General features: G+C 72.4%; 10 protein-coding genes and 1 riboswitch. Of the genes, 7 read left to right on the forward strand and 3 right to left on the reverse strand.

What is annotated here, in order from left to right; genetic code table 11:
- The first annotated feature begins 48 nt into the window (after nucleotides 1-48).
- Nucleotides 49-231, forward strand: a riboswitch (cyclic di-AMP (ydaO/yuaA leader).
- Nucleotides 232-238: 7 nt separating this feature from the next.
- Nucleotides 239-1,438, forward strand: coding sequence for an NlpC/P60 family protein (locus tag ACIBUY_RS19440; RefSeq protein ID WP_399153147.1), 1,200 nt, complete (start codon nucleotides 239-241; stop codon nucleotides 1,436-1,438).
- Between the two features lie 6 nt (nucleotides 1,439-1,444).
- Here ACIBUY_RS19440 and ACIBUY_RS19445 read toward each other — a convergent pair whose 3' ends face one another.
- On the reverse strand, nucleotides 1,445-5,755 hold the full coding sequence (locus ACIBUY_RS19445; RefSeq protein WP_399153148.1) for an NACHT domain-containing protein: 4,311 nt from the start codon (nucleotides 5,753-5,755) through the stop codon (nucleotides 1,445-1,447).
- A 180-nt stretch (nucleotides 5,756-5,935) separates the two neighbouring features.
- Here ACIBUY_RS19445 and ACIBUY_RS19450 point away from each other — a divergent pair, with 180 nt between their 5' ends.
- Nucleotides 5,936-6,916 carry a tellurite resistance/C4-dicarboxylate transporter family protein gene (locus ACIBUY_RS19450; RefSeq protein WP_399153149.1) on the forward strand — a complete coding sequence of 327 codons (981 nt, stop codon included), beginning with the start codon at nucleotides 5,936-5,938 and terminating at the stop codon, nucleotides 6,914-6,916.
- A gap of 3 nt (nucleotides 6,917-6,919) precedes the next feature.
- On the opposite strand, the gene ACIBUY_RS19455 is transcribed toward ACIBUY_RS19450, so the two are convergent.
- The gene (locus ACIBUY_RS19455; protein ID WP_365577199.1) at nucleotides 6,920-7,282 is read right to left on the reverse strand and encodes a hypothetical protein; all 363 of its coding nucleotides are present in this window, start codon (nucleotides 7,280-7,282) and stop codon (nucleotides 6,920-6,922) included.
- Nucleotides 7,283-7,582: 300 nt separating this feature from the next.
- On the opposite strand from ACIBUY_RS19455, the gene ACIBUY_RS19460 reads away from it, so the two are divergent.
- On the forward strand, nucleotides 7,583-8,668 hold the full coding sequence (locus ACIBUY_RS19460; protein ID WP_399153150.1) for an NlpC/P60 family protein: 1,086 nt from the start codon (nucleotides 7,583-7,585) through the stop codon (nucleotides 8,666-8,668).
- Nucleotides 8,669-8,735: 67 nt separating this feature from the next.
- Entirely contained in the window at nucleotides 8,736-9,644 is a 909-nt protein-coding gene (locus ACIBUY_RS19465; RefSeq protein WP_399153151.1) for a sigma-70 family RNA polymerase sigma factor, read from the forward strand.
- A gap of 12 nt (nucleotides 9,645-9,656) precedes the next feature.
- Here the strand turns inward: ACIBUY_RS19465 and ACIBUY_RS19470 are convergent, their stop codons facing one another.
- Nucleotides 9,657-10,568 (reverse strand): RNA polymerase sigma-70 factor, encoded by a 912-nt coding sequence (locus ACIBUY_RS19470; RefSeq protein ID WP_365577193.1) that lies wholly within the window; start codon nucleotides 10,566-10,568, stop codon nucleotides 9,657-9,659.
- Between the two features lie 271 nt (nucleotides 10,569-10,839).
- On the opposite strand from ACIBUY_RS19470, the gene ACIBUY_RS19475 reads away from it, so the two are divergent.
- The 3 genes from ACIBUY_RS19475 to ACIBUY_RS19485 all read left to right on the forward strand — a co-directional run bounded on the left by ACIBUY_RS19475 (nucleotide 10,840) and on the right by ACIBUY_RS19485 (nucleotide 13,371).
- Nucleotides 10,840-11,316 carry a carboxymuconolactone decarboxylase family protein gene (locus ACIBUY_RS19475; protein WP_365577191.1) on the forward strand — a complete coding sequence of 159 codons (477 nt, stop codon included), beginning with the start codon at nucleotides 10,840-10,842 and terminating at the stop codon, nucleotides 11,314-11,316.
- A 42-nt stretch (nucleotides 11,317-11,358) separates the two neighbouring features.
- Nucleotides 11,359-12,699 carry an FAD-binding oxidoreductase gene (locus ACIBUY_RS19480; RefSeq protein ID WP_399153152.1) on the forward strand — a complete coding sequence of 447 codons (1,341 nt, stop codon included), beginning with the start codon at nucleotides 11,359-11,361 and terminating at the stop codon, nucleotides 12,697-12,699.
- A 117-nt stretch (nucleotides 12,700-12,816) separates the two neighbouring features.
- On the forward strand, nucleotides 12,817-13,371 hold the full coding sequence (locus ACIBUY_RS19485; RefSeq protein WP_365577187.1) for a DinB family protein: 555 nt from the start codon (nucleotides 12,817-12,819) through the stop codon (nucleotides 13,369-13,371).
- The last annotated feature ends 47 nt before the right edge of the window (nucleotides 13,372-13,418 follow it).

Here is a 13,418-nt window from a genome sequence, read left to right on the forward strand (position 1 = left end):
GTGCTGCTCGGGCAGCCCGTCCCCCCGCCCGCGAGCAACGCGGCGAGCGGGCAGCCCCCGCCGAGTCCCGTACGCCGTGAGGCAGGGAACCGGGGACCCAACCGACCTTGGGGTGAATCGGCTCAACAGCTCATGCAGACAGGGCAGTTGACCGTAGGGCAGCCTTCCGTACGCGAGTACCACCAGCCCGAACCCGACAGCTAACCCGGTAGGCGGACCACGGAAGGAGTCGCCTCTCTTGGCGTCGCACCGCAAGCCGCGCACCCGCTCCCGAATAACCGGCGGTCTTCGCACCACGCCCGCGGTCGGGATCACGACCGCGGCCCTCACCTCCGTCGCCCTGCTCTCGCAGACGGCACAGGCCGCGCCCGCGCAGCCGGACCGGCCGAGCCTGGAGGAGGTGCAGAAGAAGGTCGACACCCTGTACCGGCAGGCCGAGGTCGCCACGCAGAAGTACAACTCCGCCAAGGAGCAGACCACCGCCAAGAAGAAGCAGGTCGACAAGCTTCTCGACGACATCGCGCAGCGCACCGAGAAGATGAACGCGGCCCGCCAGGAGCTGGGCCGGTTCGCCGCCGAGCAGTACCGCACGGGCGGCGTCAGCGACACCGCGACGATGTTCCTCGCCGACAACCCCGAGGACTACTTCGCGCAGGACCAGCTGATGAACCGGATGACGTCCCGCCAGAAGAAGGCGGTCGACGACTTCCAGACGCAGGCGCGCACGACCGCGAAGAAGCGCACCGAGGCGCAGGAGAGCCTGGAGCAGCTCTCCACGTCGCAGACCGAGCTGAAGACCTCGAAGCAGAGCGTGCAGACGAAGCTCTCCGACGCGCGCGAGCTGCTGTCGAAGCTGACGGCCGAGGAGAAGGCGCGGCTCGCGAAGATCGCGCAGGCCAAGGAGGAGGCGGCCCGCAAGAAGGCCGCCGAGCTGGCCCGGCAGCAGAAGGCCGCGGAGGAGAAGAAGCGCCAGGAGGCCGAGCAGGCGAAGAAGGACGAGGAGTCCTCCGGCTCATCGGGTTCGTCCGGCTCGTCCGGCTCGTCCGACGGCTCCGGTTCCTCGGACTCCTCCGGCTACGCCGCCAAGGCCGCGAAGGCGCTCGCGTTCGCCAAGTCCCAGGAGGGCAAGCCGTACGTGTGGGGTGCCACGGGCCCCGACTCCTACGACTGCTCGGGCCTGACGCAGGCCGCGTGGAAGGCCGCCGGCATCTCGCTGCCGCGCACCACCTGGGACCAGGTGGAGGTCGGCACGACGGTTCCCCTCTCCGACATCCAGCCGGGCGACCTGGTGTTCTTCTACGACGACATCAGCCACGTCGGCCTGTACCTCGGCGACGGCATGATGATCCACGCGCCGAAGCCGGGGGCGTACGTGCGCGAGGAGTCCATCTACTACGACGGCACGGCGTCGATCCACAGCGTGGTGCGCCCGGCCTGACCGGCCCTAGGGAAGCGGTGCGAGTCCCGGTATCGCCCTGCGGTACCGGGCCACCGCCGCCCACGACGCCTCGGGTTCCACCGCGAGCTTGGCGCGTGCGGTGGTGAGGAGGTCCACGGCGTCCGGACCCGCCGCGCGCAGCCGTGCGAGGTGCGGGGCGACGTCGGCGGTGTCGGCGGTGTCGGCGGTGTCGCCCTCGACGAACGTACGGATCAAGGTGGCGCCCAGGGCGAGATAGGCACGGACCTGGCTGACGGTGTGCGCGCTCCGGTAGTCCTGCGGCGGGATCGTCGGCGCGTCCTGGATCAGCGCCTCCCAGTCGGCAGCCGTGACGGGGGCCTGCGAGGCGTCGGCGATCCACCGGGCCACGGCCGGTGCCTCGTCCCCGGCGAGAGAAGCGGCGAACCGGGTCTGCGCGGAGAGCACGGTGCGCGCGTCGTCCTGGATCAACTCGCTTGCCAGCGGCGCGAGTTCGGCCACGTCTCGCAAGGCGCGCGTGGTGGCGAGGCTCATCACGCCGCGCAGCAGGTCGCGCGGCAGTCCGCCCGAGAGGATCTGGCACAGCCACAGGTACGGCTCGGGCAGCCACACCCCGCGCAGTTCGAGCAGCGCACGCGCCTGGTCGACCCCGAGCGGGCGGACGGCGACCACGCGGTCGAAGGCGCTGTCGAAGGTGGTGCGCACGTCGAGGACGCTGCGGCCGAAGGCGGTGAGGGCGTCCTCGGACACCGCGACGAGGAAGTGGCAGCCCCTGATCCCGAAGATCACCTTCAGGTCGTTGAGGAATCGCTCGGCCTCCTGGGCGTCGCCCAGCTTGTCGAGTTCGTCGATGCCGATGACGACGCGGCCACCGAGCGGGCGCCGTTCGAGAGCGACGAGGTCGAGCAACGAGCGGAACCGGGCGACCAGTTCGGGGTAGGCGAGCACCTGCTCCGTGTGCTGGACCTGGGCACCCTCGGCCAGCTGCAGGCCGCCGGGGACGGCGAGTTGGGCGGTGCGGCTGCGCAGCACGGTCAACTGGTAGTGCAGCATGCGCAGATGGCCCCGGGCCGCGGCATCGGCCCGACCCTCCGCATACCGGTGGCCGCGTGTCGCCGAACGGCGCGAGACCACGCGCGCCCAGCCGAAGCCGACGGCCACCAGGAGCAGCCCGCCCGCGAGCCACAGCCAGCGCGGGCTCACCGTCCAGATCCGGCCGAGGACGTCGCTGAGGTCGGGCCAGAGCCCGGCGCAGAACGCGATGACACCGCCCGCCACCACCGCAAGGGCCGCACCCGCACGCTGCAGCCGGACCGCACGCTGCCCCGGCTCGGGCCCCGGCCTGCCGTCCGCGCCGCTGTCCGCACCGGTGACCTTGCGGCACACCTCGGCGAAGAGGTGGATGAGGAACTCCCTGGGGTCGTACGAGGTCGGGGCGGGTACGAGCACAAGGAGGTCCTCTGCGGCGCGGCCGGCGTCCGGCGCGCAGAACCGCTGCATCAGGCTGCTCTTCCCGGCGCCGCGCGCCCCGCTCACTCCGATGCTGGCGCTCTCCAACTCCCGTAGCAGATAAGCGGTCTGCTCGGCCGCGTCGGTGGCGAGGATCTGGTCGAAGCCGCGCGTGCCGGTCAGCCGGGAGGGGTCGATGCCGGGGAAGGTGAGCGTGCCCGCGTCCCGGTCGGCGCGCAGCCGGTCGCGCAGGAACGGCATGACGCCGTCGCGGGCCACCGTGTTCAGCCAGTCGCGGCGGGCCTGCAGCGCGGCCGCCCGGTAGCGGGAGCGGGGCGGGCGGATCTCGGGCCAGCGGGCGGGGTCCTGGGAGGCGAGGTCGTCGTGGAGGTCCGCGTAGGGGCGGGCGTTGATCCAGGCCAAGAGGGCGACGATGCCGACAGCGGCGGATACGAGGGGGACGGGAGCGAGCCGGGTCGACGCGCCGTCGATGAGGCCGAGAGCGGCGGTCCCCGAGATCGCGGCGAGGACCAGTCCTGCGGGCAGGCGCAGTCGGGTGGCCCACCTGCCGGCGGACCCGGAACCGTCCATCACCCACCCGAAGCTCGTGGCCATCCCGACGGCGACCACGGCGAGCGCGGGCAACTCGTCCCAGACGCTCACGGCCTGGTGCGCCCCCGGAATCCTGGCCCCGAGGCTGCCGAGCCCTGCGGTCACGGCGGCCCACAACAGGAAGCGGTAGAGGTAGGTGAACAGCGGTCGGGTCCACCAGGGTTGACGTACGGCGGCCGTCAGGTCGCGGTGCGCCCGGCGGAAGCGCTCGTAGTGAGCGGCAGCGGCCTGGGCGATGGTCGGCAGTTCCTCGTCCAGCGCGCTCCGGGCGAGGTCCGCCACCCGCTCACGCGCGCGGACGTGCCGCTGCGGGTCGCCGCCCGCCGCGTACCCGATGTGCGCGACGGACTCGGGGAGGTCGAGGACCTCGTCCCTGATCTCGTCGCCGTGCCGCTCCAGCGCGGCCCGGTGCGGGGTGTCGGAGCCGACGCGCTCGGCGAGCGTCACCCGGATCAGATCGTGCCGGAAGGCGTAGCAGCCGGACCCGTATCCCTCGGCCGGGGTCAACAGGCCTTCCCGCACTGCCTCTTCGAGGAACCCGGGCAGGCGAGGGGGGAGTTTGTCCTCCATGCTCAGGGAGAAGTACGCGAGGCGGAAGCGACCCGCACAGGTGCCGAGCAGCAGCACGCCCAGGAAGAAGGGGAGCACGATCATGGCGGTCGTGACGGCAGCCGTCCACGGATCCGATCCCTTCTCCAGCGCATCGCGCAGCACCGGGGCGCACTGCGGGAGTCCCAGGACCAGGGTCACGGCCACCGCGGTGACGAGCGCCGCCCTGCGGTCCGCCGTCAGATCCGCCACCCGGCGCCCCGCGACCGGTTCCGCATCGGGCACCACGAAGCCGAGTGCCGCACCGGCGAGCGGGGAACAGGCCGCCACGGCGAGGCCGAACCAGGTCGCCGCGTCACCGCTCGCGCGGCCCCCGGTGCAGGTGGCGTACAGGAAGGCGCCGAACAGCGCGCCCGCCGACGCCCCCACCGCCACGCGCCACCACTGCGGGTTGGGGATGAGCCGCCGCGGGCGTGGTGGGTGCCACATCCCCAGGAACGGTGCGGCAGCCAGCATGGCCAGCAGCTCGCCGACCGCCACCAGCCAGCCGCGCCGCGTCGACGGGAACGACAGGAAGAACGGGATCAGCGCGAGGACCCGCCAGACGAACTCGGGGGCGCGCCGCTGCGACATCCGGAACCACAGGAGCTGGGCGTCCCCCTCCCGGCCCATCATGTCGGTGACCGTCTCCAGCCACGTGCGCCGGTCGGACCCGCTCCACCGCTCGAGATCGGCCGCCGGGTCGGCGGTGTCGAGGACGCGCCGGCGCACGTCGTCGACGCCCGCGAAGCGCACCTCGTCGAGGAGTTCGCCCGGCACCCGGCCCTCGCTGGCCGCGTACGCCCCCATGGCCAGGGTGAGCATCCACGGCGACGACAGCGCCTGCGCCACGGGTCCCTCGGGCCGCGCACGCACGGCCGACGCGACCCCCTCCCAGCGCCGGTCCCCTCGCAGGAATCCGGTGATCTGCTCGGTGTGCAGCGGCTGGATCCGGGCGGCGGTGCCGAGCCTGTGCCGCAGGGCAGGACCCAGGTTGTCGTAGGCCTCGGTACGGCAGGTGGCGATGTACGCGGCACCCGCACGGCCGTACTGCAGACGGTTCAACACCTCGACGGCCAGGCCTCGTTGGGCCGCAGGCAGCTCGTCGAGCCCGTCGATGACCGGGAGTACGAGCCCCAGGTCCACGAGGTCCACCGCGGACCGCGCCGACACGCGGTAGTCGGACGTCAGGCGCTGGACGATCCACTCGCGCAGCGGCTGCGCGGCGGGGTCCCACGAGGCGCACCTCAGCAGCACCGGGACGCGATCACCGCCCGTCCGACGTTCCAAGAGGGTGTGGGCGAGGCGCCGCGCCGTGTCCGTCTTGCCCGAGCCGGGCGGTCCCACGAGGACGAGCCGGGGGTCGGCCTGCGCCAGGTACCGGTCCGCTGCCGACGACAGGGCCGCGATCTGCGCGGTGTCGGTGCCCGCGTCGAAGAAGACGAGGCTCAGATCGGCGACGATTCCGGATCCGTCCGGCGTGGGGCGGGCCAGTCGCGCGGACAGGGTTCTGTGCACGTCGTGGGCGAGCCGTTCCAGGGTCACGGTGTACGACGGCCGGCGCCGGCCGCTCAGCCGGTAGGCCACCAGGAAGAAGACGGGGCCCACCAGCAGGACGACGAAGCCCGGCAGTTTCGCCTCGCCGTCGGCCAGCGTCCAGGCGGTGGCGGCGAGAGGCGCCACCGACATGGCGAGCAACAAGCCCAGCCTTCTGGCATTCCTGCCGCTCGCCCGGTCACCCCCCGGTCCCCTCACCCCCGCATCCTCCCCGACACCACCACCCCGAACCACCGGGATCACGAATCCCGCCGACCCGAACTCCTAGCATCGAGCGGACCTCAGGATTCCGTTTCTCGAAGGGCAGGGCCCATGCCCGACTCCCCCGGCACACCCCGCCCCGCTGCCGCCCTCTGGGCCCAGCTCCCGCCCGCCGCGGGCTCCGCCGTCATGGCGACCGGCATCCTCTCCGTCGGTCTCCACCTCACCGGGTACGACGTGCTGTCCGTCGTCCTGCTCGTCCTCGCGGCGGCGCTCTGGGTGCTCCTCGCGGCCGACTTCGTGCTCCGTCTCGTACGCGAGCGCAGCCGCTGGGAACACGAGGCCGACACCCCGCCCGCACTGACCGCCGTCGCCGCGACCTGTGTGCTCGGCACCCGCTTCTCGCTGGCCGGGTGGCAGTGGCTCGCCGAGGCACTGCTCGTGATCGCCGTGGTCGTGTGGCCGGTGCTGCTGTTCCTCGTGGTGCGGCACTGGAAGCCGAAGATGCCGGGGGCCGTGTTCCTCGTGTGCGTCGCGACGCAGGGGATCGCCGTGCTCGGCGCGACGCTCTCGGCGCAGCTGCGGGTGGACTGGCTGGGCTACGCGGCGATGGTGGTGTTCTGGTCCGGCATCGTGCTGTACGCCGTCGCGTTCGCCCGGTTCGATCTGCGGCAGGTGTTCGACGGGGCCGGGGACCACTGGATCGCGGGCGGCGCGCTCGCCATCTCGGCGCTCGCCGCGGCGAAGCTGGTGGTCGCGGGGCGGGCCGGTGACCTGTGGAACTCGGACGCCACGGGCGTGCTGCGCGACATGTGCGGGGTGCTGCTCGTGCTGGACGTGGCCTGGTACCTGGTGCTCGCCGTCGCCGAGGTGATCGAGCCGCGGTTCAGGTACGACGTGCGGCGCTGGGCGACCGTCTTCCCGATGGGGATGACGGCGGTGGCGATGCTGTCGGTCGCCGCCGCCGTCGGGACGCCCTGGCTCGAGGGTCCTGGGCAGGTGCTGCTGTGGATCGCGGTCGCGGTGTGGCTGACCGTCCTCGTGGGGGCCGTCAGGTCGACGGGGTCGGCCGGGTCCCGAGAGCCACGATGAGGATCAGGTCCAGAGAACCGCGATGAAGATGTTGGCGACCGTCAGGCCGCCGACCGCCGCGAACAGGCCCTTCTCCGTCTTCTCGCCTTCTTCTTGGTCGCGCTTCACGTAGACGATCCCGAGGATCACGATCAGGATCGCCAGCTTCACGCCGATCTTGATGTTGTTGACCGTGTTGTCGTCCGCCTGGTTGAGGCCGACGAGGGCGACTCCGGTGACCAGCATGGTCAGGGCGCCGTGCAGCATCGCCTTGTTGAACCGGGCGGTGCCCTGCCCCATCGCGGACATCTGCGTGAGGAAGCCGCCGAGCAGCGAGGCGATGCCGATGATGTGCAGGCCGACGAAGAGATGGATGAGTACGTCCATGACTCCGGAGCCTAATGGGGTGTCGGTTGCCACCCATCGGCGGGCGTCCCCGAACACCCGGCTGTCACTCTCTGACACCACTCGGAACAAATAGACCAGTTGCGAAAAATCCGGCACCAACCCGTTACGCCGAGGTTTAGCGTCCTTCCTCAGGTGACCGGCTCCCCACCGCCGCCCGGGCCAGGGGCGGCAGTCGGACACCACCGCCGAGAAAGGTCCGGCGGCGGCCCGCTCCCCCTGTGCGGGCCGCCGCCGGACGCGTAAGCGGCGGTTGCACGTACGGGAAGGACGTGGCACCTCGTGCCCGCAGCGCATCGCAAGCCCAAACAGCGTTCGCTCAGTGGCAGTACGGTCCGCACCGCGGCCACCCTCGCCCTGGCCTCCGCGGCCACCGCCACCGCGTTCGACGGCGGCACGGCACACGCGGAGCCGGAGCTCACCCCCGCTCAGGTGAAGGCGAAGGTCGACAGGCTCTACCAGGAGGCGGAGGTCGCCACCGAGAAGTACAACGGCGCGAAGGACAGGGCCGGGCAGGCCCAGAAGAAGGTCGACGCCCTCCAGGACGAGGCGGCCCGGCGCACCGAGGCGCTCAACTCCCAGCGGGAACAGCTCGGTTCGGTCGCCGCGGCGCAGTACCGCAACGGCGGCGTCGACCCGTCCGTACAGCTGCTGCTCTCGTCGAGCCCCGACCGCTATCTCGACGAGGCGGCCCTCGCGGACCGCGTCGGCACCCGGCAGGCCGCCACGATCTCCCGCGTCCGCAAGGAGCTGCGCGAGATCGACCAGCTGCACACGCAGGCCGACGGCACCCTGTCCGAACTGCGCTCCAAGCAGCAGGAGTTGGAGCGGCAGAAGAAGACGGTGACGAAGAAGCTGGCGCAGGCGCGACAGCTGCTCGACCGGCTCGACCCGGCCGACCGCTCACTCGCCGGCACCGGCAGCGCCTCCGGCGCCGGTGCCGATACCGGTGCCGATGCCGTCTCCGCGGACCGGGCGTCACGCTCGGCACCCCGCGGCACGTCCACCAAGGCGCCCAACTCCCGCGCACAGAGCGCCATTTCCTTCGCGTACGGAGCCCTCGGCAAGCCGTACGTCTGGGGCGCCACGGGGCCCAACGCGTTCGACTGCTCGGGCCTGACGCAGGCCGCGTACCGCTCGGCGGGCGTCTCGCTGCCGCGCACCACGTACGCGCAGATCAACGCGGGACAGCGGGTCCCCAAGTCCCAACTGCAACCGGGCGACCTGGTGTTCTTCTACTCCGGCATCAGCCACGTCGGGCTCTACATCGGCAACGGGCAGATGATCCACGCACCGAACCCGAGCGCGCCGGTGCGGATCGCGCCCATCGACCAGATGCCGTTCGCCGGAGCCACCCGGGTCTCCTGACGGTCCCCGCTCCCCGAAGATCCCCGCTCCCGGGATCCCGGCTGCGGCGTCGTGTTCTACTGCTGCCGTGACGGACAAGGAACTGCTGGACCTGACCGCGGTGTTCGAAGAGCAGCGGCCGCGGCTGCGCTCGGTCGCGTACCGCATGCTCGGGTCGCTCAGCGAGGCGGACGACGCCGTGCAGGAGGCCTGGATACGCGCCGACCGCGCGGACACCGACGAGGTCGACAACCTCGCCGGGTGGCTGACCACCGTCGTCGCCCGGATCTGCCTGAACCTGCTGCGCTCGCGCACCACCCGCGGGGAGACACCGCTCGACGAGCGCCCCTCCGACCCGGCGCTCGGCCCCGACGAGGCGGGTCACCCCGAGGAGGAGACGCTGCTCGCGGACGAGGTGGGGGTGGCGCTCCTCGTCGTCCTCGACACCTTGTCCCCCGCCGAGCGCGTCGCCTTCGTCCTGCACGACACGTTCGCGGTGCCGTTCGAGCAGATCGCCCCGCTCCTGGACCGCACGCCCGCCGCCGTACGCCAACTCGCCAGCCGGGCCCGCCGCCGGGTCAGGGGCGCCGAGCCCGCCCCCGTCCCCGTCCCCGATCTGGCGCGGCGCCACCGCCTGGTCGACGCCTTCCTCGCCGCCACCCGCGGCGGCGACTTCGAGGCGCTGCTCGGGCTCCTCGCCCCCGATGTCGTCCTGCACGCCGACCGTGCGGTCATCCCGACCCCGCAGCCGGTGGTCCTCGCCGGTGCGCGGGTCGTTGCCGAGAGCGCGATGGCGGCGGTGGCCAGGGCACGGCACACCGGCGTGGCCCTCATCGACGGGACGCCCGGCCTGGTCATGGCGGTCCACGGCCGCCTCGCCCTGGTCCTCCGCTTCGCGTTCGGGCCCGCCGGCACCATTTCCGACATCCAAGTGGTAGCGGAGCGCGAGGAGTTGGCGAAGCTGGACATCGTGACGCCGGACGCACCTCAACCCTAGGGCCTGCCCGTCCTAGCGCGTCACCGGCGTCTCCGTCTCCACCCGCGACAGCTTCTCCGGGTTGCGCACCGCGTACACGCCGGTGATGAGGCCGTGGTCCATGCGGACGGCGAGGACCGTGTTGACCTCGCCGTCGACCCTGGCCATCAGCGCGGGGGCGCCGTTGACGTGGACGGGGTGCATGGACACCGCGGACGAGACCCGGGCCAGCAGGGTGGCCACCGCCTCGGCGCCGACGACGGGTTCGAGCGCGGCCCCGACGACTCCGCCGCCGTCGCCGAGGAAGACGACGTCCGGTGCGAGGACGTCGAGCAGGCCCTGCAGATCGCCGGTCTCGATGGCCCGCCGGAACGCCTCGAGCGCGCCCTTGCTCTCGGCCTCGGAGACGGCGCCGCGCGGCCGCCGCGCCGCGACGTGCGAGCGGGCCCGGTGCGCGATCTGGCGGACCGCGGCCGGGGTCTTGTCGACGGCCTCGGCGATCTCGTCGTAGTCGAGGGCGAACACCTCGCGCAGCACGAACACCGCCCGCTCGGTCGGCGTGAGGGTCTCCAGGACGAGCAGCATCGCCATCGAGACGCTGTCCGCGAGCTCGACGTCCTCGGCGACGTCGGGCGCGATGAGGAGCGGTTCGGGCAGCCACGGCCCGACGTAGGACTCCTTGCGGCGGCCGAGCGTGCGCAACCTGGTCAGCGACTGGCGCGTGGTGATCCGGACCAGGTACGCGCGCTGGTTCTGCACGGTGTCGAGGTCGACGCCGACCCAGCGCAGCCAGGTCTCCTGCAGCACGTCCTCCGCGTCGGCGGCCGAGCCGAGCATCTCGTAGGCCACGGTGAACAGCAGGTTGCGGTGGGCCACGAACGCCTCGGTCGCGGGGTCCGGGCGGCCCACTCCGCGCTGCTCGTCGCCGTTCGGCACGTCGCCCATCTCGGCTCTCCTCTTCGCTTCTTCACTGCCGGCTTCTCCTGACAGCCGGCGGCTCTTCTTCTTGCTTCGTCTTCTTGCTTCGTCTTCTCGCTGCAAGGGACGCGCATGAGACGCCGGGGAGCGGCGTTCTGTGACACCCCGACCCCCGCGAATCCCTGTGGAACAGATCACATTCCCGGGCCGTCACACGGCCTCGCCCACCGGCATCTCGTGTTCGTCGGACGCCGCGCCACCGGGTGCGGCCGCCACTCGCCCCGTGAGGACGAACCCCATGGAACCCCGCGTGAACCTCTTCGCCCACCCCGTCACCGCCAAGGCCTCCAAGCACTTCGCCGCCGCGAGCCGCGCGCTCATCGACGGCTCGACGGTGCCGAAGTCGACGCAGGACCTGGTCATGCTGCGCGCCAGCCAGATCAACGGCTGCGGCTACTGCACCGACGCCCACAGCAAGGACCTCGCCCACGCCGGTGAGAGCGCGACGCGCATCAATCTGGTCGCCGCCTGGCGCGAGTCCACCGTGTTCACCGACGCGGAGCGCGCCGCCCTGGAGCTGACGGAGCAGGGCACCCGCGTCGCCGACGCGGCCGGCGGCGTCCCGGACGACGTCTGGGCGAACGCCGCCAAGCACTACGACGAGGAGCAGCTCGCCTCCCTCGTGCTGTTCGTCTCGCTGATCAACGCGGCCAACCGCATGGGTGTCATCAACCGGATGGCGGGCGGCGACTACCAGCCCGGCCAGTTCAACTGACCCCCAACTCCCCTTTTTCGCAAGCCAGTTGAAAGGAACGTCATGAGCAACTCGGCCCTCCACACCCTGCGCCGCGACTTCGGCGGCGCCCTCATCGAGCCCGGCGCGGACGCCTACCCGGCAGCGAGCCGCTCGGCCCTGGCCGAGGGCAGCCCGGCCTTCGTCCTGCGCCCCGGCACCGTCGACGACGTACGGGCGGGGGTGCGCTTCGCCGCCGCCACCGGCCTGTTCCTGTCGGTGCGCGGCGGCGGGCACGGCTTCGCGGGCTTCGCCACGAACGACGGCGGCATCGTGCTCGACCTCGGCGGCCTCGCGGACGTGACGGTGATCGACGCCGAGCGCCACCTCGTGCGCGTCGGAGGCGGCGCCACCTGGGGCCGGGTCGCCGACGCCCTGGCCCCGCACGGCCTCGCACTCTCCTCCGGCGACACCAGGGAGGTCGGCGTCGGCGGGCTCACCCTGTCGGGCGGCATCGGCTGGAAGGTGCGCAAGTACGGTCTGACCCTGGACAGCATGGTCGCGGCCGAAGTGGTCACCGCCGCAGGGGAGTTCGTACGGGCGAGCGCGACCGAACACCCGGAGCTCTTCTGGGCGCTTCGCGGTGGCGGCGGGAACGTCGGGATCGTGACCGCCTTCGAGTTCGCGGCGCACCGGACGACGGACGTCTTCCACGGCGCCCTCACGTTCCCGGCGGCACAGGCGTCCGCGGTGCTCCAGGGCTGGGCGGAGCACCTGCGCACCGCGCCCGAGGAGCTCACGTCCCTCGTGGAGTTCGCCAACCCCTTCGCCGGGGGCCCCGAGGCTCCGGTCGAGGTCAAGGTCGCCTTCGACGGCGACGACCCGGAGCGCGCGGCCGCGGCGATCGACCCCGTCCGCCGGCTCGGCACGGTGCTCCACGACGACGTCGCGCTCAAGCCGTACGCGGACACGCTGGCGTCGGCCCCGACGCCGCCGCCCGGCATCCGCCTGCTGACCCGAAGTGCCTTCGTCGCCAAGGAGTCCGTGGCCGACGTGCTGCGGCTGCTCGCCGAGACGGGGGCGTCGCAGGGCTCGCCGTTCCTCGCCGTACGCGCGGTGGGCGGCGCGGTGTCGCGGGTCCCGGCCGAGGCCACCGCCTATGCGCACCGGCAGGCGGAGCTGCTCGTCCTGACCACGTCGATCGGCCCCGAGCCCGCCCTGGCGGCCGCGCGCCCGGCCCTCGACGCCGTCTGGGGGCGGCTCGCCCCGCACACCACGGGCGCCTACGCCAACTTCCTCGCGGGCACCGCCGAGGACGACGTGGCCGCGGTGTACCCGGCCGGGACGTACGAGCGGCTCGCGGCGGTCAAGCGGGCGTACGACCCCGGCAACCTGTTCACCGGGAACCACAACGTCCGTCCATGAAGGGCCCGTTGGGCCTGTTGGGCCCGGGCGGACCCTCGTCGTCGCGCAGTCCCCGGCGGTGGCCGCCACCGGAGTATTTCGGTGGCGGACTCCCGCCGCTCCCCCGAGCATGGGCGCATGACCGATCAACCCGCGCGATGGACCCAGGCGACCGTCCACCCCGACATGTGGGTCGACCCGGACGACGATCCGCGTGAAGGACCGGCCCCTGACGGCGAGTTGGCGACACTGGAGGACTTCCTGTCGGGGTACCGGGCGACCCTGCGGATGAAGTGCGAGGGACTCGACCCGGAGCAGCTGGCCCGCCGCTCGGTCCCGCCGTCGACGATGTCCCTGCTCGGCCTGGTCCGTCACCTCGCCGAGGTGGAGCGGGACTGGCGCAACTGGATCACCGACGAGGAGCCGCTGTCGAAGCTGTACGGCAGGCGCGACGGCGACTTCGACGGGGCCGTGGCCGACCAGTCGGTGGTCGACGCCGCGTTCGCCGACCTGGCGCGCGAGCAGGCCGAGACCGACGCTGCTCTCGCCGCGCACCCCGACCTGGGCGAGCGCCTCGGCAAGGACGGCACGTCGGTCCGCGAGCTCCTGGTGCACCGCGTCGAGGAGTACGCCCGCCACTGCGGCCACGCCGATCTGCTGCGCGAGTGCGTCGACGGCCGCGTCGGCCAGTGAACCACCGCTGAACCAGGGCGAGTCACGTGAGCGGCGCCGCGCAGCAC

Origin of the sequence: Streptomyces sp. NPDC050085, from assembly GCF_044460595.1 — a bacterium.
In the GTDB taxonomy this organism is placed as follows: domain Bacteria; phylum Actinomycetota; class Actinomycetes; order Streptomycetales; family Streptomycetaceae; genus Streptomyces.

What these genes read in the sequence shown, in the direction of transcription:
- ACIBUY_RS19445 (WP_399153148.1), bottom strand. Translation starts at nt 5,755, where the DNA reads ATGTCGGTGGCGCCTCTCGCCGCCACCGCCTGGACGCTGGCCGACGGC.
- ACIBUY_RS19450 (WP_399153149.1), top strand. Translation starts at nt 5,936, where the DNA reads ATGCCCGACTCCCCCGGCACACCCCGCCCCGCTGCCGCCCTCTGGGCC.
- ACIBUY_RS19455 (WP_365577199.1), bottom strand. Translation starts at nt 7,282, where the DNA reads ATGGACGTACTCATCCATCTCTTCGTCGGCCTGCACATCATCGGCATC.
- ACIBUY_RS19470 (WP_365577193.1), bottom strand. Translation starts at nt 10,568, where the DNA reads ATGGGCGACGTGCCGAACGGCGACGAGCAGCGCGGAGTGGGCCGCCCG.
- ACIBUY_RS19475 (WP_365577191.1), top strand. Translation starts at nt 10,840, where the DNA reads ATGGAACCCCGCGTGAACCTCTTCGCCCACCCCGTCACCGCCAAGGCC.
- ACIBUY_RS19480 (WP_399153152.1), top strand. Translation starts at nt 11,359, where the DNA reads ATGAGCAACTCGGCCCTCCACACCCTGCGCCGCGACTTCGGCGGCGCC.
- ACIBUY_RS19485 (WP_365577187.1), top strand. Translation starts at nt 12,817, where the DNA reads ATGACCGATCAACCCGCGCGATGGACCCAGGCGACCGTCCACCCCGAC.